20 protein-coding genes and 2 pseudogenes are annotated in these 19,482 nt (G+C 67.5%); 10 read left to right on the forward strand and 12 right to left on the reverse strand.

The annotated features are described in order from the left end of the window. A partial coding sequence (locus JJL56_RS31090) for a DNA topoisomerase (protein WP_247891353.1) occupies positions 1 to 1,589 on the forward strand: 1,589 nt, incomplete at its 5' end. Positions 1,590 to 1,820: 231 nt separating this feature from the next. On the opposite strand, the pseudogene JJL56_RS33520 reads toward JJL56_RS31090, so the two are convergent. Beyond that, positions 1,821 to 3,119: pseudogene (locus JJL56_RS33520) on the reverse strand (ATP-dependent helicase); the annotation flags it as partial. A gap of 235 nt (positions 3,120 to 3,354) precedes the next feature. On the opposite strand from JJL56_RS33520, the gene JJL56_RS31105 reads away from it, so the two are divergent. Beyond that, positions 3,355 to 4,386, forward strand: a complete 1,032-nt coding sequence (locus JJL56_RS31105; protein WP_211112023.1) for an AAA family ATPase — start codon at positions 3,355 to 3,357, stop codon at positions 4,384 to 4,386. Beyond that, complete coding sequence (locus JJL56_RS31110; protein WP_200487676.1) at positions 4,373 to 5,329, forward strand: ParB/RepB/Spo0J family partition protein; 957 nt, start codon at positions 4,373 to 4,375, stop codon at positions 5,327 to 5,329. The genes JJL56_RS31105 and JJL56_RS31110 overlap by 14 nt, the downstream gene beginning before the upstream one ends. 116 nt (positions 5,330 to 5,445) lie before the next feature. Here JJL56_RS31110 and JJL56_RS31115 read toward each other — a convergent pair whose 3' ends face one another. Further along, positions 5,446 to 5,814 carry a DDE-type integrase/transposase/recombinase gene (locus JJL56_RS31115; protein WP_200487692.1) on the reverse strand — a complete coding sequence of 123 codons (369 nt, stop codon included), beginning with the start codon at positions 5,812 to 5,814 and terminating at the stop codon, positions 5,446 to 5,448. Between the two features lie 202 nt (positions 5,815 to 6,016). On the opposite strand from JJL56_RS31115, the gene JJL56_RS31120 reads away from it, so the two are divergent. The 5 genes from JJL56_RS31120 (at position 6,017) to JJL56_RS31140 (ending at position 10,441) form a co-directional block, all read left to right on the forward strand. Next, the gene (locus JJL56_RS31120; protein WP_200487677.1) at positions 6,017 to 7,129 is read left to right on the forward strand and encodes an ABC transporter substrate-binding protein; all 1,113 of its coding nucleotides are present in this window, start codon (positions 6,017 to 6,019) and stop codon (positions 7,127 to 7,129) included. A gap of 65 nt (positions 7,130 to 7,194) precedes the next feature. Next, positions 7,195 to 8,088, forward strand: coding sequence for a branched-chain amino acid ABC transporter permease (locus JJL56_RS31125; RefSeq protein ID WP_200487678.1), 894 nt, complete (start codon positions 7,195 to 7,197; stop codon positions 8,086 to 8,088). Beyond that, positions 8,081 to 8,971 (forward strand): ABC transporter permease subunit, encoded by an 891-nt coding sequence (locus JJL56_RS31130; RefSeq protein WP_200487679.1) that lies wholly within the window; start codon positions 8,081 to 8,083, stop codon positions 8,969 to 8,971. The genes JJL56_RS31125 and JJL56_RS31130 overlap by 8 nt, the downstream gene beginning before the upstream one ends. After that, the gene (locus JJL56_RS31135; protein WP_200487680.1) at positions 8,964 to 9,722 is read left to right on the forward strand and encodes an ABC transporter ATP-binding protein; all 759 of its coding nucleotides are present in this window, start codon (positions 8,964 to 8,966) and stop codon (positions 9,720 to 9,722) included. The genes JJL56_RS31130 and JJL56_RS31135 overlap by 8 nt, the downstream gene beginning before the upstream one ends. Beyond that, on the forward strand, positions 9,719 to 10,441 hold the full coding sequence (locus tag JJL56_RS31140; protein WP_200487681.1) for an ABC transporter ATP-binding protein: 723 nt from the start codon (positions 9,719 to 9,721) through the stop codon (positions 10,439 to 10,441). Before JJL56_RS31135 ends, JJL56_RS31140 begins: the two co-directional genes overlap by 4 nt. A 27-nt stretch (positions 10,442 to 10,468) precedes the next feature. Here the strand turns inward: JJL56_RS31140 and JJL56_RS31145 are convergent, their stop codons facing one another. Further along, a complete protein-coding gene (locus tag JJL56_RS31145; protein WP_200487682.1) occupies positions 10,469 to 10,930 on the reverse strand; it encodes an Lrp/AsnC ligand binding domain-containing protein in 462 nt (153 codons plus the stop codon). A 141-nt stretch (positions 10,931 to 11,071) separates the two neighbouring features. Continuing rightward, positions 11,072 to 12,331, reverse strand: a complete 1,260-nt coding sequence (locus tag JJL56_RS31150; protein WP_345772664.1) for a Glu/Leu/Phe/Val family dehydrogenase — start codon at positions 12,329 to 12,331, stop codon at positions 11,072 to 11,074. 366 nt (positions 12,332 to 12,697) lie between these two features. Between JJL56_RS31150 and JJL56_RS31155 the strand changes: the two genes are divergently transcribed. Beyond that, the gene (locus JJL56_RS31155) at positions 12,698 to 13,345 is read left to right on the forward strand and encodes a GntR family transcriptional regulator (protein ID WP_200487683.1); all 648 of its coding nucleotides are present in this window, start codon (positions 12,698 to 12,700) and stop codon (positions 13,343 to 13,345) included. Between the two features lie 11 nt (positions 13,346 to 13,356). Here JJL56_RS31155 and JJL56_RS31160 read toward each other — a convergent pair whose 3' ends face one another. The 8 genes from JJL56_RS31160 to JJL56_RS31195 form a co-directional block, all read right to left on the reverse strand. Next, a complete protein-coding gene (locus JJL56_RS31160; protein ID WP_200487684.1) occupies positions 13,357 to 13,800 on the reverse strand; it encodes a VOC family protein in 444 nt (147 codons plus the stop codon). After that, positions 13,797 to 14,708 (reverse strand): EamA family transporter, encoded by a 912-nt coding sequence (locus tag JJL56_RS31165; RefSeq protein ID WP_200487685.1) that lies wholly within the window; start codon positions 14,706 to 14,708, stop codon positions 13,797 to 13,799. The genes JJL56_RS31160 and JJL56_RS31165 overlap by 4 nt, the downstream gene beginning before the upstream one ends. 104 nt (positions 14,709 to 14,812) lie before the next feature. Continuing rightward, complete coding sequence (locus tag JJL56_RS31170; RefSeq protein ID WP_200487686.1) at positions 14,813 to 15,109, reverse strand: hypothetical protein; 297 nt, start codon at positions 15,107 to 15,109, stop codon at positions 14,813 to 14,815. Continuing rightward, positions 15,106 to 15,786 (reverse strand): GntR family transcriptional regulator, encoded by a 681-nt coding sequence (locus JJL56_RS31175; protein ID WP_200487687.1) that lies wholly within the window; start codon positions 15,784 to 15,786, stop codon positions 15,106 to 15,108. The genes JJL56_RS31170 and JJL56_RS31175 overlap by 4 nt, the downstream gene beginning before the upstream one ends. 14 nt (positions 15,787 to 15,800) lie before the next feature. Beyond that, entirely contained in the window at positions 15,801 to 16,580 is a 780-nt protein-coding gene (locus tag JJL56_RS31180; RefSeq protein WP_200487688.1) for an amino acid ABC transporter ATP-binding protein, read from the reverse strand. Between the two features lie 16 nt (positions 16,581 to 16,596). Continuing rightward, positions 16,597 to 17,343 carry an amino acid ABC transporter permease gene (locus JJL56_RS31185; RefSeq protein ID WP_200487689.1) on the reverse strand — a complete coding sequence of 249 codons (747 nt, stop codon included), beginning with the start codon at positions 17,341 to 17,343 and terminating at the stop codon, positions 16,597 to 16,599. A 107-nt stretch (positions 17,344 to 17,450) separates the two neighbouring features. Continuing rightward, positions 17,451 to 18,356, reverse strand: a complete 906-nt coding sequence (locus JJL56_RS31190; protein ID WP_200487690.1) for an ABC transporter substrate-binding protein — start codon at positions 18,354 to 18,356, stop codon at positions 17,451 to 17,453. Positions 18,357 to 18,488: 132 nt separating this feature from the next. Beyond that, on the reverse strand, positions 18,489 to 18,989 hold the full coding sequence (locus JJL56_RS31195) for a gamma-glutamylcyclotransferase family protein (RefSeq protein ID WP_200487691.1): 501 nt from the start codon (positions 18,987 to 18,989) through the stop codon (positions 18,489 to 18,491). Between the two features lie 157 nt (positions 18,990 to 19,146). On the opposite strand from JJL56_RS31195, the pseudogene JJL56_RS33525 reads away from it, so the two are divergent. Beyond that, a pseudogene (locus JJL56_RS33525) lies at positions 19,147 to 19,346 on the forward strand (IS5/IS1182 family transposase); the annotation flags it as partial. Between the last annotated feature and the right edge of the window lie 136 nt (positions 19,347 to 19,482).

The raw sequence follows: 19,482 nt of genomic DNA on the forward strand, positions 1-19,482 counted from the left end.
TCCGGGTGCGGGCGGGCACCGTCACGTTGCGCCACGCCCCGTCCGCCGAGGAGCGCCTGACCGATCGCGCGGCCGCCCTGGCCCTCGCCGAGGCGGCCCGGGGGATCGCCGAACCGCTGGTCGTGGAGCAGAAGCCGGTCGAGACCGCGCCGCCCAAGCTGTTCTCCAAGACCAGCTTTCTGACCAGGGCCGGCGCGCTGTGGGGGTGGTCGGGCGACAAGTCCGCCGAGATCCTGCAGGGGCTCTACCAGGACAAGGGCCTGATCACCTACCCGCGCGCCGAGCTGACGGTGGTCGCCTCCTCCGACGTGGAGAAGGTGCCACGTATCATGGAGCATCTGCGCGGCCTCGGCGAACCCTTCCGCTCGGCGATCGACCGCCTGGACGGCCGCCTTACGGTGCGGCGCTCCGTGGTCAACGACCGGGAGGTGGCGGAGGCCAGCCACACCGCCATCATCCCCACCGACGTTCCGGCCGACGGCCTGCGCCTGACGGAGGACGAGGCGAAGGCCTACAGGCTGATCGCACAGCGCTACGTGGCGGCCTTCACGCCCTCGGCGCAGGGTCTGCGCACGACGGTCAGCATGGTTCCGCGGTCCGGCCCCTGCCGGGACCGCCTGTTCCGGACCGCCGGCACCGTCGAGACGGAGCCGGGCTGGCACGTGCTGTTCGGAGCCGACGACGGCGAGGCGGAGGAGGAGGGCGGCGAGACCGACCGCCTGGCCCCGGACTGCCGCCGCGACGATTGGACCGTCGGCGGCCTCGCGGTGCCCGACCGGCCGGAGACCGGGCGCGACGCGGCGCAGGCCGCGCTGAGCGCGCCGCTGCGCTTCCCGATCACGGTCACCATCGGTGGCCGGCCGCAGGAATTGAACGCCCGCATCGCCAGTTCCGATCCGCCGCCGGCGGCCCGCCTGTGTTCGCCGTTCGACGAGCTGCGCCTCGAACGGCCCGACGGCCGGCCCTTCGAACGCGGCACGGAGTTCCGCCGGCTGTCCTCCGGCATCCGCTACCACCCCGACCCGCTGGCGCGGCTGGCCGAGGTGGCCCGCGCCCGCGCCCAGGACGTGCTCGACGAGCGCTGGAGGCGGTCGCAGAGGGTGCTGAAGCGCATCGACAAGGCGGCGGGGTCGCGCAGTGCTTTCGCGCGGGCTCTGTCCAGCGCCCTCGGCGCCCGGAACCGCCACCTTGCCTGGCTGCGCGCGGCCTCCGCGCTGAAACTGGAGCTCGGTCCCGGCAACCGGCGTCAGCCCGTTCGCGACAGTACGGGCCGGATCGTCGAGCTGTACGGGCTCGACCTGTCCCCTCTGGTCGATCTTCATCGGCGCATGGTCGAGGTCGCCCGGCACCAGGCCGAGCGTGGCCGGGCGCTGCGCAGCATCGTCGCCGGCATCCGTTGCCGGGCCGATCTGGCCCGCCAGCACGAGGATGCCCTCGTCGACACCGAAGAGATAGGCCTCGTCGTCTTCGAGCCCCTTGGCGGCGTGCACGGTCATCAACCGCACCGGCGCGTCGTCGCGTTCGGCCTGGGCCGCCCGTTCCGCCCGGTCGCGCGCGGATCGTCGGCGGCCCGCCAGTGTTCCTCGTAGCCGGCGGTGTCGAGAAGGCCTTGAAGGCGGTCGGCGAAGCCTCCGGAGGAAGCCGTGTCCCGCCACCCGGCCATGGCGTTGGCGAGGGCGCGGGCGCCGGACGCCCCGCAGCATCCCGGCGTCGGCAAGGCGACGCCCAGCCTCCACCAGATCGCCGGCGCCGGCTGCGGCGCGGATGCGCTCCATGGCGACGTCGCCGAGTCCGCGGGGCGGAAAATTCGCGATGCGCTCCCAGGCGTCCGTGTCGGCGGGATTCACGGCGAGCGCCAGATAGGCGAGGGCGTCGCGGACCTCGAGACGGCCCCAGAAGCCGACATCCCCGACGACAGTGTAGGGGAGGTCCGCATCGATCAAGGCCTCCTCGACGACCCGGCTCAACCAGTTCGCCCGGTACAGCACCAGCGTTCCGGGTTCGTCGTCGCACTCGGCCCGCCTCAGGCGGATGTCGTCGGCAAGCCAGTCCGCAGCGTCCTCAAGGGACTCGGCGCCGACCACACGGACCGGGGTGCCGCCATGGCGGCGGGTGGGGTCCGGCCGCAAGGTCTTGGCGAAGCGGCGCTTGTTGTTGGCGATCACGGCGTTGGCGCAGGCGAGGATGACCGGTGTCGAGCGGTAGTTGATCTCCAGCCGCACCATGCGGCAGGGCATCCATTGGTCGTGGAAGCCCAGGATGTTGCCGACGTCGGCCCCACGCCACGCGTACAGCGCCTGCTGGACGTTGGTGTCCTGGTACTCGTCGATGTGGATGTACCGGAAGCGGCCGGCGACGTCGCGCCGGTAGCTTTCATCGCCCTCCAGCGCCTTGACCACCCACAGCAGGAGATTGCCAAAGTCCGCCAGATTGTCCTCGCGCAGGATTGCCTGGTACGCCGCGTACACCCGGGCGGCCGTTGCGACATCCTCCGGAACCTCGTCTCCCCCGTACTTCGTTCCGATCCGTCCGGCGACGGACGCCTCGTCGGGCGTGACTCCTTCGTCCTTCATGGTGGCGATGGCGGCCGCGGCGGCGTGCACGGCGTCGCGGTCGTCGTGACCCTCGATGCCGGCGTCTTCCATCGCGATGCGGATGGCCCTGCGCGACTGTGCGGCGTCGGCGATCTCGAACCCTTTGGCGAGGCCGGCGAGCCAGGGGCGCTCGGCCAGCAGGCGGCGGGCGATGGAATGGAAGGTGCCGACCCAGATCTGGCTCGCGCGTTCCTCGCCGATCATCTCCGACAGCCAGTCCTTCATAACCTCCGCGGCGTCGTTGGTGAAGGTCAGCGCCAGGACCTGATAGGGGCGTGCGCGCCGCTGCGCGATCAGATGGGCGATGCGGGCAGTCAGGGTTTTCGTCTTGCCGGTGCCGGCTCCGGCGAGCACCAGCAAGGCGCCGTCCAGCGCCGTGGCCGCCTCGCGCTGCTGGTCATTCAGGCCGCTCAGGGGATCAGTGCGCCGCCTCGTCCCACGATACCGGTCGAACATGCTGCTTTTCTCCCGCCTCTGCGGTGTCTTCCACGGCGGAGGTCCCGCGTGGTCAGGGGATTTCAGCATGGAGGTCTGGGTGGTTTCGAGCACCCACGCGCCCTGGGCCCGGTTGCGACATCGCAACTGTGTCCGGATGCCTCGGGGCAGCGGTCGGCGCTGTCTGTCTTAAGTTCCACCTCTCCACAGAGTGTTGACGGTTGTGTAGACGTTTTGCCAATGGCAACGCCCTTTTTGTTGACAGTATTCTGTCTCCCTGCCACGCTGAAGCTCAGCAGCAACCGTGGGGCAGGGGAACGCCGTCATGACGACCGCTGGAGAATCCCTCAAACATCATCGCGAAGCTCGGGGCCTTACACAGGCACAGTTCGCGGAGCATCTCAATGCCGCGCTTCACCGCAGCTATGACCGGCAACGGGTCAGCCGATGGGAGGGGGGGCGCGAACCCGTGCCGAAGATCGTCTCCACGTTCCTGTCCAGCGGCGCGACGGAACTGGCGACGAGCGGGCAGGGGGCAACCGTCATCGCCGTCGCGAACCAGAAGGGGGGAGTCGGCAAGACGACGACCGCCGTCAACGTCTCATGGCTTCTCGCAAACGAGGGATATCGCGTCCTGCTTATCGACGCCGATCCCCAGGGCAACGCGACGGTCCATCTCGGCATTGACGGTATGAAGCAGGAGAAGGCCGGTACCACGCTCTACCAGGTGCTGCGCCTCGAAAAGAACGTCGAGGACGTCGCACAATCCGTCGGCGAGCTGCCTCTGCATGTGGTGCCGGCGACGATCACGCTCGGCGAGGCGGAGATCGAACTGCTGACCGTACCGTACGGCACGATGCGCTTGAAGGCATCGCTCAACAAGGAGCATCCCGACGTCAACGTCAGCGCGCGATACGATTTCATTATCATCGACTGCCCGCCCAATCGGGGGCCGTTGACGATCGCAGCCCTCACGGCCGCCCAATATGTCATCATCCCCTGCCAGACCGAAATGCTGGCCCTGGTGGGCGTGCCACAACTGCTCACCACCATCACCCAAGTGCGTCGTAGCGTGAACCCACACCTGACAGTTTTTGGCGTCTTGCCCACCATGCATTCACAAACGCTGCAGGATTCTGAGAGCCTGCGCTTGCTGCGCGAGCAGTTCGGCGAGCACACCCGGATCTTCTCGCCGATTTCGCGCTCCACGGTCTTTGCCCGAGCGGTGTTCGAAGGCAGGTCGGCCTTCGAGCATGAACCCAAGATGGTCGGCGGCGACGGATACCGTGAGATCGCCGGCAGCCTGATGGACCTTCGTCAACCGCCGGCCGCCGGAGGCGCCCATGCCGCCGCGTAAACAATTCGGCGCGCCAAACGCCGCGCTCTTCCGGAGCGCTGCCGGAGCGGTCCCAAACGTCGCGGCCCTGTTCGGCCAGCCGTCGGATTTTCCCGAAGTTCGGGAGCTGCCTCTGGAGCAGGTGCATCCGAACCCTGAACAGCCGCGCAAGCAGTTCGACGAAGAAGGCCTCCGGCTGCTTGCGGACAGCATCGGCGCCAAGGGGCAACTGCAACCCATATTGGTCCGGGAAGGAGAGGGAGCGGAACAATACATCATCGTGGCGGGCGAGCGCCGTTGGCGGGCCTGCCGGATCGCCGGAAGGGCGTCGGTCTACGCGGTGATCACAAAAGGCGATCCGGATGAGATCGCGCTGATCGAGAACACCCAGCGTCAGGATCTCGATCCCTTCGAGCTGGCGGACGGAATAGCGAAACTGCTGGCCAAGGACGGCGCCACGCAAGCCGACGTCGCAAGGCTGATCGGACGCTCGAAGGCCGAGGTCAGCCGTCTGATGGCGGTGCACGCTTTGCCGACGGACATCCGCGACGGCTTCACGCAAAGCGGTCGAACCATTTCACGGTCGGTCCTGTTCGAAATCGCGGACGCTCCGACGGAGCAGCAGCTGGCGTTGTGGCAGCGTGCCCAAGAAGGAGCCACCGTACGCGAGCTGCGGGCAGCCAAGCTGGAACTCGAGGTCGCCGCAACGTCTCATGACGAACAAGGCGGCGAGGGTACCCCCCCTGCTGATGCGCAGGCCGGTGGAAACGACCGATCGAAGCCCGCTTCGCCGGCCGTCACGCGCAACGCGGATGTCGGCGGATCATCCGTGCGGCGTTTCTCGCAGGTGGTCGGTCGGTTCGAGCAGCAGGTCGAGCGCTTCCGAGAGGTGCCTTTGGACGATGAGCATATGGAACGCCTGCGGCGCCTCCACCGGCTGATCGGCGAGGTTTTGGAGCGCTGAGGCCCGTAGAAATGCGACGTCGCGTGTTGCGACGTCGCAATGTGCCACCCGCCATGACAAGGGCTTTGTCACGCGAACCGATCCGACGCGCGGGAAGTCCGAAGTCTTTGACTGAGTTACGTCGCCACCGTCGCTGCCTGCCAGTCGACCATCGCCTGCGCCCGGACGGTGCGCAGGGTGCGGCGGGAGATCAGATGGCGCTGGAGGTCGAAGGTGTGGTAGACGGCGGAATACAAGGAGACGAAACGCTGGGCGGAGCTAGACGATCTGAATCGCTGCATCTTGCGTTCGCGGCGACGCAGCGGCTGGTGCGAGACCTCGGCCCGGTTGTTTTTGCGGTGGTCCTGCTCCTGGCGGGCCGATAGGCGAATCTCATGGAAGGCGGCTCCATAGGACCGTAGCTCACCGGTGGTGACCTGGGTGGGTGCGAATCCGTATTCCTTGAGCCGCTTGCGTACTGGAGCGGCCCCCGGAGGCTCGCCGATGGGGGGTGCTGTCGACGTGACCCGACGGGGCTAGAGGGTTGCGGGGGTGACCAAGAATTTTCCGGCAATTTGGCAGATTTCCGCAATAAATGAGGAAAAAATCTAATAATTCCGGATACAAATGAGGAATTTAGCCCGCTAACCTTGCCTATGGGACCGGCGCAACAGACGCACCCATAATCAAAGAACAGGGGGCAATTCCATGATTTCTTCGATCAAGAAGATCGGCTTCACGCTTGCTATGACTTTGTTGTGCGGAACGTATGTTTCTTCCGCCCAGGCCGAGCCGGTTTCCATCGGCGCGGTGATTCCGCTGTCCGGCGCCAGCGCCACCATCGGCGCCGATCAGCTCCGCGGCATCGAGATCGCGACGGAGGAGGTGAATGCCAAGGGCGGCGTGCTTGGCCAGTCGCTGAAGGTGATCGTGGAGGATTCCGGCGGGCGTCCGCCCTCCGCGCTGGACGCCGCACGCAAGCTGGTGACGGTTAACAACGTGCCGCTGGTGATCGGCGAATATTCGTCGGGCAACACCCTGCCCATCGGCCAGTATCTGGTGCAGCAGAAGCGCATCCACCTGAACCCGGCCAGCACCAGCGGTCTGCTGCGCGACCTGGGCGAGGGGCATTTCAGCCTCGTCGGCCTCGACCATGTGACGACGAAGTTCGCCGCTGACGACATCATGGCCCAGGGCTGGGGCAAGGCGGTCATCATCGCCCCCAACAACGCCTTCGGCCAGGGCGTGATCGAACAGTTCACCAAGCATTTCAAGGCGGCGGGCGGTCAGGTGCTGGCCTCCATCGCCTATCCGGAGGGGCAGACCACCTACCGCCGCGAGCTCCAGCAGCTTGCCCAGGCCAAGCCGGACGTGTTCGTCTACTCCGCCTACAGCCGCGAGGGCGCCGTCATCAACCGCGAGGCGTCCGAACTGGGTCTGAACGAGACGCCCTGGTACGGCTACCTGCTGTCCATGTCCACCGCCGACAGCGACCCGAAGACCAAGCAGGGCCAGTACGGGCTCGAGGTCAACTACATCGGCCCGAACGGCGGCGCCTATCAGGACGCCTACAAGAAGAAGTACGGCGAGGATTTCCGCACGACCTGGAACGGCTACACCTACGACGCCGTGAAGATCGCCGCCGCCGCCATCAACAAGGCGGGCAGCACCGACCCCGCCGCCATCGGCGCGGCGCTGAAGGAGCTGGGCAAGGGCTATGAAGGCGCTACCGGCCAGATCACCTTCGACGCGAACCGGATGCGCGACAGCCAGCCCTACCTGAAGATGAAGGTGGACAACGGCAAGCTCGTGCTCCGCTGAGCGCGCCGGGGCCGGGCGCCTCGGCGTCCGGCCCCCGACCGGATCGCACGGGGGATCTTTCCACAATGGTACAATTCCTTTCCGACGTCCTCATCCGGACCGTCGATCTCGCCCTCATCGCGGTGGGGCTGAGCTGCGTCTACTCCCTCATCCGCTTCCCCAACATCGCGCTCGTCCAGTACGCGGTCGCCGGGTCCTTCCTGGCGCTTCTGCTGCAAGGCGCCGGGCTGCCGCTGCCGGTGGCCGGTCTGCTCGCCTGCCTGCTGGTCGGCGGCCTCGCCGTGCTGCTGAACGTGACGGTGTTCGAGCGGCTGCTCGCCTCCGGCTCAGCCATCGCCATGGTGGGATCGTTGGCCGTCACGATGATCCTGTCGGCGGTCTTCCTGGTGGTCTTCGGGCCGGATTCGCGGCGTTTCGACCTGGACAGCCACCCGGTCATCCGTGTTCTGGACGCCCGTCTGACGGTCCACCAGCTCACCGCCGTCGGGCTGACCGCCGGGGCGGTGATCGTGCTGACGCTGCTGCTGTTCCGCACCACGCTGGGCCGCTCCATGCGGGCGACGGCAACAAACCGGGTGCTGGCCGCCGCCACCGGAATCGACGCGCGCCTCATCACAAACACCGTGGTCTTCCTAAGCGGCGTCCTGGCCGCGCTGGGCGGCATCGGGCTGGCGCTGAAGGGCGAGATGAACATCCAGCTCGGCATGGACGTGCTTCTGCCGGTCTTCGCCGCAGCCATCCTGGGGGGGCTGGGCAACGCGCTGGGCGCGGTGGCCGGGGCGGTCATCATCGCCACCGCGGAGACGCTGGTCACCAACGTCAATCTCGGCCCGCTGGTGGGGGAGCCGTTGCTGTTCCTGCCGGCCAGCTACGCCACGGCGATGTCCTTCCTGATCCTGGTCGCCGCCCTGCTGGTCCGCCCGCACGGCCTGTTCGTCAGCGAGGTGAAGCGTGTTTGAGTTCCTGATCCACGTCTCCACCATGGCCTGCCTGTTCGGGCTGCTGGCGCTCAGCCTCAACCTCCAGGTCGGCTTCGCCGGTCTGGTGAATTTCGGCCATATCGCCCTGTTCGGCTGCGGCACCTACGGTGCTGCCATCGCCTTCGCCAACCAGTGGGGACCGGTGGCCGGGCTGCTGCTGGGCGGCACGGCGGCGGCGCTGCTCGCGCTGGCCTTCGCGCGGCTGGGGCGCAATCTGGGAGCGGACTATTGGGGGATCGCCACCCTGTCCATCGCCGAGATCCTGCGCACCTTCGCCACCAACGAGCAATGGCTGACCGGCGGCGCGCAAGGCATCCACGGGCTGCCGATGCTGTTCGGCTCCCTGCCGGCGCCCTGGGGGCCGCTGGCCACGCTGGCGCTGTGCGCCGTTCTGCTGGCGGCCTGCTGGGCGCTGTGCCAGCGCCTCGTCAACGGGCGCTACGGGCTGGCGTTGAAGCTGCTGCGGGAGGAGCCGCAACTGGCCTCCTCGCTCGGCTACGACCTCGCGGCGTTGCGCCGCACGCCGCTGGTCATCAGCGGGCTGATCGCCGCCGTCGCCGGCTTCCTGTTCGCCCATTACGCCACCTTCGTCGGGCCGGACCAGCTCTACAGCGCCGAGACCTTCCTGATCTGGTCCATGCTGATCGTCGGCGGGCTGGGCAACAATCTGGGGGCGGTGGCCGGAGCCTTCCTCATGCAGTTCCTGCTGGCCTACGTGCCCTTCGTGAAGGACGCGCTGGGCCTGCCGTCGGAGTTCGTGGCGGCGATGCGGCTGACCCTGGTCGGCGGCGGTCTGCTGGCCTTCCTCCTCTGGCGCACCCAGGGCCTGATCCCCGAACGCATCGGAGGCCGCCATGCTTGAGACGATCCTGTCCACCGAATCCATCCGGAAATCCTTCGGCGCCCATTGCGTGCTGGACGGCGTGTCGCTGTCGGTGCGCAAGGGGGAGATCGTCGGGCTGCTCGGCCCCAACGGCTCGGGCAAGAGCACGCTGCTGAACATCCTCTCGGGCTTCACGCCCAGCGACGGCGGCGCGGTCAATGTGGACGGCCACGACGTGACCGGCCTGCCGCCCCACGCCATCGCCCGGCTGGGGCTGGTGCGGACCTTCCAGTTGCCGTCGATGCCGCACCGCATGACCGTGCGGGAGGTGCTCCAGGCCGGTTGCCGGCGCGAGGCGGGCCTGGGCGGCGCGCTGCGGCGCTGGCGCTACGACGCCGAGGTGGCGCGGCTGCTCGACCAGTTCCTGCTGACCCGCGTGCAGGACCAGCCGGCCAGCGCCCTGTCCGGCGGGCAAAAGAAGCTGCTGTCCATCGCCACGGTGCTGCGCAGCCGCCCCAAGCTGCTGTGCCTGGACGAGCCGACGGCGGGCGTCCACCCCAACCTGCGCAGCCGCATGGTGGAACTGCTGAAAGAGGTCAACGCGCAGGGCGTGACCATCCTGGTCGTCGAGCACGACATGGAGTTCATCCGCGAGCTGTGCGGCCGCTGCGTCGTTCTGGACCGCGGCGCGCTGATCGCCGACTGCGCCCCGCGAGAACTGGTGGAGAACCCGCGGGTGGTCGAGGCCTATCTCGGCAAGGCCGTGGAGAAGGGGAAGCTGACGGCATGATCGATGTATCCAACGTACGGGCCGGCTATGGCGACGGCGCCGACATCCTGAACGGCATCTCCCTGCACGCCGCGGGAGGCGAGATCGTCACCATCCTGGGGCCGAACGGCTGCGGCAAGTCCACGCTGCTGAAATGCATCGCCGGATTCCTGGCCCCGCGCGCCGGCACCATCGCCATCGACGGCGAGGACGTCGGCGCGGTGCCGGTCCACCGCAAGGTGCGCGGCTATGGCGTCGGCTTCGTGCCGCAGACGGACAACGTCTTCGCGACGCTGAGCGTGTCGGAGAACATCCGCCTGGGCGCCCGCCACCTGCCGCGGGCGGAGCGGGAGGAACGCTTCGACGCGCTGATGCGCCAGTACCCGACCCTGGCGGCCAAGCAGAACCGCAAGGCATCGGCCCTGTCGGGCGGCGAGCGGCAGATCCTGTCGCTGGTGCGGGCGCTGATCGCCGGGCCGAAGATCCTGCTGCTGGACGAACCCTCCGCCGGCCTGTCGCCGCTGATGATGCACGAGGTGTTCGACGCCATCGCCGGCATCCGCGACGACACCGGCATGTGCATCGTCATGGTCGAGCAGAACGCCTTCGAGGCGCTGGGCATCGCCGACCGCGCCTATGTGCTGACTCTCGGCACCGTGGCGATGGAGGGGCGCGCCCGCGACCTGCTGGCCGACCCGTCGATGCGGGAGCTGTATCTGGGCGGCAGCGTCGCCGGCTGACGAAACGGGAAGGGCGCGCCGTGGCCGTCAGAGCGGCAGCGGCGCGTCGTTCTTAACCTCTTCCATCACCGCGTAGGTGCGCGTCTCGCGCACGCCGGGCAGGGGCAGCAGAACGTCCCCGAGGAAGCGCCGGTAGGCCGCCATGTCGGCCACGCGGGTCTTCACCAGATAGTCGAAGCCGCCGGCCACCATGTGACACTCCAGAACCTCCGGCGCGCGGCGGATGGCTTGGGCGAAGCGGTCGAACACGTCGGGCGTCGTCTTGTCCAGCAGCACCTCCACGAAGACGAGGAGGCCGAAGCCCAGCCGCTGGGGCGCCAGACGGGCGCCGAACCCTTCGATGTAGCCGTCCTTCTGCAGGCGCTTCAGCCGCTCGCCGGTCGTCGTGGGCGACAGGCCGATGCGCTCCGCCAGTTCGACCGCGGCGATCCGCCCTTCGACCTGGAGGACCGACAGAATGCGGCGGTCGATCTTATCAATGTCCGGCATGCTCAATTTCCCGATACACTATGTCGTATATTATATCGTATACTTTATGAGGTGAAGGGCAATCCGCGGTGGTTGCGGCAAAAGTCCGGGAGGGATGCGGCGGGTGCCGCTCCCTCCCGGACATTTTGATTCAGGCGTGGCTCAGGGGAACAGGCCGCGGGTCTTCTTGGCGTCGCGGACCTTGGACACGCCGATGGCCATAGCGGCGACGCGGGTGGACACGCGCTCGCGCGCGGCGCGGTTGGTGACCTGATGGAACACGCGGTCGAGATGGCCGTACAGCCGCCCGATCACCTCGTCCCGGCCCCAGAAGAACTGCTGGAGATCCTGAACCCACTCGAAGTAGCTGACGATCACGCCGCCCGAATTGCACAGGATGTCGGGGATGACGAACAGGTCGTCGCCGCGCTCGGCCAGGATGCGGTCGGCCTCCGGGGTGGTCGGGCCGTTGGCGCCTTCGGCCAGGATGCGGCAGCGCAGGCGGGCGGCGTTCCGCTCCGTGATGACCCGTTCCATGGCCGCCGGCACCAGCACGTCGCAGGGCTGGAGCAGCAATTCCTCCCGGTCGATGCGCAATTCGTTCGAATAGCCGGCCAGCATGCCGTGTGCGGCGACGTGGCGGAGCAGATCCGGAACGTCCAGCCCCTTGGGATCGAAATAGGCGGCGGTGTGGTCGCTGACGCCGAGAACGCGCACCCCGCGGGCGTGAAGCTCCTCCGCCGCGACGCCGCCGACGTTGCCGAAGCCCTGCACGATGGCCGTCGCCCGCGCCGCCCGGATGCCCAACCGCTCCATGGCGCTGCCGACCAGATGGACGACACCCAGGCCGGTGGCCTCGCGCCGCCCCTCGGTGCCGCCGGTGGCGACCGGCTTGCCGGTGACGATCTCGGTCACCGTGCGGCCCTGGTGCATGGAGTAGGTGTCCATGAACCAAGCCATCACCTGCTCGTTCGTGCCCATGTCGGGCGCCATCACGTCGGTGTGGGAGCCGACGAAGGGGATCATCTCCTGCATATAGCGGCGGGACAGCGCCTCCAGTTCCCGCCGCGACAGCGAGGAGGGATCGACCGTGACGCCGCCCTTGGCGCCGCCGTAGGGCAGCCCGGCCAGCGCGCATTTCCAGCTCATCCACACGGCCAGCGCCGCGACCTCGCCGATGTCCACGCTGGTGGAGAAGCGGGTGCCGCCCTTGGTCGGCCCCAGCGACAGGTGGTGCTGCACCCGGTAGCCCTGGAAGACCGCCACCGACCCGTCGTCACGATGGATCGGGCAGGAAACGGTGATCGCCCGCTTCGGATAGAGCAGCCGGTCGCGCTCGTCCTCCGGCAGGTCGAGATGGTCCGCTATGGCCGTGAACTGCTGACGGCACATGTCGAAGACAGGTCCTGTGTAGATGGTCACGCTTGTTTCCCTTGATATGTATTGCGCCGTTGTGGGCGATTTCTTTGTTTTTACTTAGCGCATTGGGCGTTGCCAGACTAAGGGGAGGTTGACCGCGGTTCCATAACCGTTTTCGGAAACTTTCCAGATAAAGCACGGCGTTGTCAAAGAAACGCCGATGAAAGGACGGCAATGCGGAGAATGGACCGGTGCATATGCTCGACCGGCGGAGGCTGCCGTGCCGGCGCGGCCTTTTGACCGGGCGGATGCCGCCGCCGGAGCGTTTGCCAAACCCGTGGTCTTTATGCTTCAAGGATGGGCAATGCCGCGCGTCCCGGCCGGCGCTGCGCGGGGTCACAGCTGCGGGATCACAGGGGAACGGAACTCATGAGCAAGCGGAACGGCACGGACTTCCTGGCCGCTGACGTGCACGCCCGGCTCCGGGCGAAGATCCTGACCTTCGAGATCAAGCCCGGCACCCGCCTGGTGGAGGACGAGATCTCGGCCTCCATGAACGTCGGCCGCACTCCGGTGCGCGAGGCCCTTCTGCGCCTTCAGGGCGAGGGGCTGGTCAGTCGCGAGAAGGGCTGGGTGGTGGAAAGCACCGACCCGTCCAACATGGACGCCATCTTCGAAAGCCGCATCGCCATCGAGGGCTATGCGACGCGGCTCGCCGCCGCGCGCGTGACCGACGCCGACATCACCGAACTGGCCGCCCTGGTGGACGAGATGGCCCGGTTCGAGCAGATGAACCGCGCCCAGTTGAACCAGCTCAACCGGACCTTCCACCGCCGCATCATCGAGATGGCGGGCAATCCCTTCTTCCTGGATATGCACGAGAAGACGCTGTTCTATTATTGGAACATGCGGCTTCCCGTCATCTTCACGAAAGACCAGACCCAGGAAGCGAACGACCAGCACACGGTGATCCTGAGCGCGCTGGCGGACCACCGCGCGGACGCCGCCGAGGAGGCCGCGCGGGAGCATGTCCGGACCACCTACCGGATCGTCAAGGACGCCCTGGAAGGCTTCTGACGTTTGCCGTCTCAGGGCGCCGTCTTGCGGATTTCCAACACGATGCCGGCCTCCGCCCGCGTGTCGAAATAGCAGAAGCCCGACCCGTCGGCGCGGCGTCCGCGGGCGATCACCCCCATCCCCAGACGGCGGCCCTCCGCCTCCGCGGCGTCGCGGTCCGGCACCTCGAAGCCCAGGTGATAGACGCCCTCGCCCCGCGTGTCGAGGAAGCGGCGCTGCGGGGAATCCAGTTCGCCCGGATCGCACAATTGGATCTGCACGTTGGCGAGGTCGGCGCATTTGTAGCGCATGGCCTTGGACGCGGCCTCGTTGGGGACCTCGAACTCCACGTAGGGGCCGCTCTTGGGGTAGTCGTACCAGGGACCGACGCCGAGCGATTCATAGTAGGCCACGGCCTTGTCCAGATCGTGCACGACGATGCAGACATGGTGCAGCGTGTCGAAGATGGTCGTCATGGGGCGTCTTGGCTCCTCGTTTGTATGCGGAAACGGGTGGGGTTGTGTGTGCGGGTGTCCGGGAGGCCGGCGGCCAGCAGACCGCCCGACAGGATCAGCGCGGAACCGGCGAAGGCCATGGCGTCCGGCAGTTCGGTGAAGGCCGCGTAGCCGAGGATCACCGACCAGACCACCTGCGAGTAGGAGAAGGGCGCCAACTGCCACGCCGGATAGCTGCGGTAGGCGAGCACGATCAGGAAATGCGCGCCGGTCCAGGCCGCCGCCATGCCGATGGCAAGAACCACCTGGGCGCCGTCCAGGGGCGAGAAGACGAAGGGCACCGCCAAGCTCGCCGCGGCGAAGCCCACGGCGACCGACCAGACCAGCGTCGTGACGGAGGAGTCCGCTCCGCCGATCCGCCGTGTGCAGATCATGCCCGCCGCCCAGCCCAGGGAGGACAGGATGGGCAGGGCCACCGCGGGCGACAGCGTGCCGAAGCCGGGCCGCACCACCACCGCCACCCCGGCCAGCCCGATGGCCACCGCCGCCCAATGGGCGCGCGACACCCGGTCGCCGAAGATCAGCGCCGACAGCGCCGTCAGGAAGAAGGGCGACATGAAGACCAGCATCGTCGCCTCGGCCAGCCCGAGGGTGCGGAACGAAGCGATCAGCAGCGTCGTCGAGACCAGCAGGCACAGCCCGCGGAGGATCTGAAGACGGGGCTTGGCGCTGCGCAGTACGGCGGGGCGCGCCGCCACCACCGGCACCAGCAGCAGCACGGCACCCAGGCAGCGCAGCCACGCGATCTCGACGGCGTGCACCGACTGGGCAAGCTGCTTCGCCAAGACGTCGGACAGCGTGAAGAGCAGCATCGAAACGACGATCAACGCGATGCCCCGGGCGAGTGGTGGAGGATGTTTCTGGTGCACGTCCCGGTACTCGGTTGCGGTGATTTGGAGGGCATTGACCTTGCCCCCACCCCGGCCCTCCCCCGCTTCGCAGGGGAGGGCCGGGGTGGGGGCAAAGGTAGCGCCTAGGTCAGCTTCGCCTTCGTCCGGAAGGAGAGAGCGCCGCCGATGCAGGTCATCTCGACCAGCCAGCGCTTCGCCGGGATGGCGGTGCCGCGGGCGGTGGTGTAGCCGTCCACGGCGAGCTGCCATTCCGTGCCGCCTTGGGGCGTCAGGGTGCCGGCGGTGAAGGCGCCGTCGCTGAACACCACCATGCAGGGGGGCGGCTTGACCGACGGGGCCGCCGACAGCCGCCCGTCGCGGACCGTGCCGCGCGCCCCGACATAAAGGTGCGTGCCACCCGCTTCCAGGGTGATGGTCATCCGTCCAGCGCGTCCCGGACGATCCGGTGGGTCGTCTCGACATGCTCGCGTGCGTGCCGTTCCGCGGTGTCCGGGTCGCGGGCCTCCAGCGCGTCGACGATCCGCTTGTGCTGTTCGTTCGCCACCACCGCCTGCTCACGGGTGAAGAGGACGGGCAGGCGCATGTTCCAGTAATGGAACTGCGTGCGCTCGTGCATCTCCACGAAGAAGGGGTTGCCGGACAGCCCGACGATCCGCTCGTGGAAGCGCCGGTTGAGCAGGTTGAGCTGGGCGCGGCCCATCGCCTCGAATCCGTCCATCTCCTCGGCCAGCGCCCGCAGGTCCCGGATGTCCGCCGGGGTGGCGCGCAGCGCGGCGACGTGGGTCGCGTAGCCTTCGATGGCGACGCGGCTTTCGAAGACATGGTCGATGGATGCGGCGTCGGTGCACTCCACCACCCAACCCTTCTCGCGGCTGACCAGCCCTTCGCCCTGAAGGCGCAGCAGGGCCTCGCGCACCGGAGTGCGGCCGACATCCAGGCTGGACGAAATCTCGTCCTCCACCAGGCGGGTGCCGGGCTTGATCTCGAAGGTCAGGATCTTCGCCCGGAGCCGGGCGTGCACGTCGGCGGCCAGCAGGTCGGTGCCGACCCGTTTGCGGGGGCGGTCGTTGGGCAGGCGTTCGATGCCGTCGGGCATGGTCGTTCCTCCCTTCAGCCCGCGTGGCGGGCGACGAACTGCCGGCTGCGCTCGTGCCGGGGGGCGCTGAAGAAGGTGCGGGCGGGCACGTCCTCCACCACCTCCCCCTGCACCATGAAGATGACGCGGTCGGCGAATTCCCTGGCGATGGCCATTTCGTGCGTCGCGATCAGCATGGTGTAGCCCTGTTCGGCCAGATTCCGGATCGTCAGGATCACCTCCTGCGACAGCTCCGGATCGAGCGCGCTGGTCGGCTCGTCCAGCAGCATGACGCTGGGCGACAGGGCGAGCGCGCGGGCGATGGCGACGCGCTGCTGCTGCCCGCCCGACAGTTCGGACGGGTAGCGGCCGGCCTTGTCGGGCAGGCCGACCTTCGCCAGAAGCTCCCGCGCCAGCGCCTCGGCCTGGGGCTTGGGCATGCGCAGCACATGGACCGGGCCGCTCATCACGTTGTCGAGCACGGTCATGTGGCGGAACAGGTTGAAGCTCTGGAACACCATGCCGATGGAGCGGCGCTGGGCGCTGATCTCCTTGTCGGACAGCTCGTGCAGCGTGTCGCCGACCTCGCGGTAGCCGATGAGCTGGCCGTGCACGTAGATGCGGCCCGCGCTGATCGTCTCCAGATGGTTGATGCAGCGCAGCAGGGTGGATTTGCCGGCTCCGGACGGGCCGAGAAGGGTGACCACCTCTCCCGGCGCGATGGAAACCGAAACGTTCTTCAGGATCTCGACCGAACCGTAGGATTTCGAAACGGACTCGAGAACCACGGCCGCGGCCTTGACGGGGGTGTCCATAGCGACCTCTGGGGGCTTACCGCTGGGGGAAGGTCTTTTCGAGCGCGGTCTGAACGGCGGTGGCGAAGGCGGTCATCACCAGATACCAGAAGGCCGCCACGGCCAGCAGCTCCACCACCATGAAGTTGGACGAATAGATGTCCGTGGTGATGCGCAGCAGTTCCAGGAAACCGATCGCCGAAGCCAGCGAGGTGGACTTCAGCAGCATGATGTACTGGTTGCCGCCCGCCGGGATGATGATGCGCCCGGCCTGCGGGATGACGATGTGGCGCAGCACCTGATACTCGGTCATGCCGATGGCGCGGGCCGCGGCGCGCTGCCCCTTGTCCACCGCCAGGATGCTGGCGCGGATGATCTCCGCCATGTAGGCGCCTTCGGCGAGGGCGAGGCCGGCGAGCGCCGCCACGAAGGGCGTCACCACCGCCGTGGTCGGCGCGTCCACCAGCACGATGTCGGTGAAGGGGACCGCCAGATGAACGCGCTGGAACATGGTCGGCAGCGCGTTGAACCAGAACAGAAGCTGGATCAGCATCGGCGTGCCGCGGAAGAAATACACGTAGGTCGCCGACAGGGCGGCGAGGATCGGGTTACCGCTGACCCGCATCAGGGCGACGGCCAAACCGATGACGCTGGCCACCACCAGGGCCAGCGTGCCGAGGATCAGGGCGTTGCGCGCACCGATCAGCACCTGCTCGCTGGTCAGGTAGGAGAGGAACACCTCCACATTCATGATCTTCGCGCGGATGCCCGCGCTGATCAGCATGAACACCGCCAGGAGAACGATCGCGCTGAGGAGCCAAGCTCCCCAACGCCACCGGTGCTTGACGCGGACAGCCCGTGGTTCGGCCATGGCGCAGCTCGCAGCCACTGTCACTTCCTCTTGCTGGCGGGCAGGTTGACGGTGATTTCCGGCAGCGCGCCACCCTCGATCTCCCATTTGGAGAGGATGGCCTTGTAGGTGCCGTCGGCCAGCATGCTCTGCGTCGCCTTCTGGACCGCCTCCTTCAGCGTGGAGTTCTTCGGGAAGCCCCAGGACGTGACGTAGGGTGTCAGAATGTGGTTGCCGCCGGCAATGGCGTACTTGCCGGGCATTTGGCTCTTCATGTAGACCAGCGCCGGAAAGTCGCCCAGATAGCCGTCCACGCGCCCGAGGTCGAGCTGCATGCGGGCGTCCGGGGCGGCGGGAAGCTGGTTGGCGGTGATCGGCGGCTTGCCGCCCGACACGCAGGTCTCCGACGCCTTTTCCACGGCGGCCATGATGACCCGGCTGCCCAGCAGGGTGGCGACTGACTTGCCGCAGAAATCGGCGATGCTTGAGTATTTCTGGGCGTCCGCCGCGCGCACCAGAATGCTGCCGCCGGACATCATGTAATTGACGAAATCGACCTTCTGCTCGCGCTCCTCCGTGTCGCTGATGCCGCCGGACGCGACGTCGAAGCGGCCCGCCTCCAGGCCGGGGATCAGCGCCGCGTATTCGCCGTGCACGAAGGTGATGGACAGGCCCAGGCGCTTGCCGATCTCGTTGAGCAGATCGACGGAAACGCCCACCGGTTCGGTCTTGCCGTCCTGGCGGAACTCCACCGGGGGGAAGGTCTGTTGGGAACCGACGCGCAGGGTGCCGGCGTCGCGGATCGGCTTCGGCACCAGGCTGGCGGCTTCGGAGTTGGTGGGAGCCGCACCGCTTTGGGCGTGGGCGGCCGTGTGCAGCGACATCGAGAACACGCAGGCGGCCAAGGCCGCAAGGACGGCGGGCTTGGCATCACAGGAAAGGCGCATTGCAGAGGTCTCCTGGTTCCGAAAACGGTGAGAACGTGAGGTGCTGCACACGGCGCGGGGGTGTGGCCCCGTTCCGGATCGTGGTTCGGCGGCGCCCGCTCCGGACGTCGGGCGCGGAGCGGGCGCGGCGCCTCACCGCGTCTCGGCGGAGCGCCCGGGAATGGCCGACGGGTTCGGCCGGTCGGCGCGCGGGCAGGGGGCCGCCTCTTCATACATCGCCAGGACGGAGCGGACATAGTCGTCCGGGAAGCCCCAATGCGTCATGCCGGCGGGGATGTGGTCCCAGTAGAAATTCGGCGGACGCATCGCCACGCCCGGCGTGATCAGGCGGTAGGTCCAGCATTCGTAGAGCTTTCCGTCATCGCCGCGCGCGGTGACGAAGCAACGCTCGAAGTCGTCATAATCCTCTTCGAAATGATGCTCCGGATGCTCGACGACGATGCCCAGCACGTTGTTGCCCCAGGCCCGTCCCGTGTTGGACAGGTGGCACCAGCCGCGGTCGGTGCGCGTGCCGGCGGCGTGGAACTCCAGCTTGTGGTTCGCGACGTAGCCCTTGGTGATCACCTTGGCTTCCGGGAAGTACCGGTGAAGCTCCGGCGGATTCAGCCACGTGCAGTATCCGAAGTAGTGCATCTCGACCTCGATTTGGGTGGTGCGGAGTGGGCGGGTCGGTCCATCCTCCGATCGCCGCAATCCGTATACATTAAAATATACGAACACGCATACGGCGACAATGGGAAATTTGGTGCCGTCATCGCGACGGCGATACCCGAGCGGCGAGGCCGCCGTCCAGAATGGCGGGCAAGCGCGCCGGAATTGGCGAAAACCGCACCTTGCGGTCGATCCGGATACGGTGAGAGCCTCGCGTCGGAGCTGACATCCAACGCGGAGGGAGATGCCTCTCTGGTCAGCCCATTGCTCGACCAGATCGGCCGCCCGATTGGCGGGGTGCTGACGGGCGGCGCGTATGCCTTCACGCCGATTTGCGCGCCAAAGTCAGACATCACGAAAAAGGGCGGACCCGGTGGGCCCGCCCTCAATCTGCGTCTGTTCTGTCAAGCTCTAGCCCGGATCATTCATCAGCGTTTTGGAAGGGCTGCCCGAAGGCGCGTCGATGGGTGGCGCC

Source organism: Azospirillum aestuarii (assembly GCF_016632405.1).
Classification (GTDB): Bacteria; Pseudomonadota; Alphaproteobacteria; order Azospirillales; family Azospirillaceae; genus Azospirillum; species Azospirillum aestuarii.

Excerpts from the sequence above, each read along its gene's own strand:
- JJL56_RS31105 (WP_211112023.1), top strand. The coding sequence starts at position 3,355 with ATGACGACCGCTGGAGAATCCCTCAAACATCATCGCGAAGCTCGGGGC.
- JJL56_RS31110 (WP_200487676.1), top strand. The coding sequence starts at position 4,373 with ATGCCGCCGCGTAAACAATTCGGCGCGCCAAACGCCGCGCTCTTCCGG.
- JJL56_RS31120 (WP_200487677.1), top strand. The coding sequence starts at position 6,017 with ATGATTTCTTCGATCAAGAAGATCGGCTTCACGCTTGCTATGACTTTG.
- JJL56_RS31125 (WP_200487678.1), top strand. The coding sequence starts at position 7,195 with ATGGTACAATTCCTTTCCGACGTCCTCATCCGGACCGTCGATCTCGCC.
- JJL56_RS31135 (WP_200487680.1), top strand. The coding sequence starts at position 8,964 with ATGCTTGAGACGATCCTGTCCACCGAATCCATCCGGAAATCCTTCGGC.
- JJL56_RS31140 (WP_200487681.1), top strand. The coding sequence starts at position 9,719 with ATGATCGATGTATCCAACGTACGGGCCGGCTATGGCGACGGCGCCGAC.
- JJL56_RS31145 (WP_200487682.1), bottom strand. The coding sequence starts at position 10,930 with ATGCCGGACATTGATAAGATCGACCGCCGCATTCTGTCGGTCCTCCAG.
- JJL56_RS31155 (WP_200487683.1), top strand. The coding sequence starts at position 12,698 with ATGAGCAAGCGGAACGGCACGGACTTCCTGGCCGCTGACGTGCACGCC.
- JJL56_RS31160 (WP_200487684.1), bottom strand. The coding sequence starts at position 13,800 with ATGACGACCATCTTCGACACGCTGCACCATGTCTGCATCGTCGTGCAC.
- JJL56_RS31170 (WP_200487686.1), bottom strand. The coding sequence starts at position 15,109 with ATGACCATCACCCTGGAAGCGGGTGGCACGCACCTTTATGTCGGGGCG.
- JJL56_RS31175 (WP_200487687.1), bottom strand. The coding sequence starts at position 15,786 with ATGCCCGACGGCATCGAACGCCTGCCCAACGACCGCCCCCGCAAACGG.
- JJL56_RS31180 (WP_200487688.1), bottom strand. The coding sequence starts at position 16,580 with ATGGACACCCCCGTCAAGGCCGCGGCCGTGGTTCTCGAGTCCGTTTCG.
- JJL56_RS31185 (WP_200487689.1), bottom strand. The coding sequence starts at position 17,343 with ATGCTGATCAGCGCGGGCATCCGCGCGAAGATCATGAATGTGGAGGTG.
- JJL56_RS31190 (WP_200487690.1), bottom strand. The coding sequence starts at position 18,356 with ATGCGCCTTTCCTGTGATGCCAAGCCCGCCGTCCTTGCGGCCTTGGCC.
- JJL56_RS31195 (WP_200487691.1), bottom strand. The coding sequence starts at position 18,989 with ATGCACTACTTCGGATACTGCACGTGGCTGAATCCGCCGGAGCTTCAC.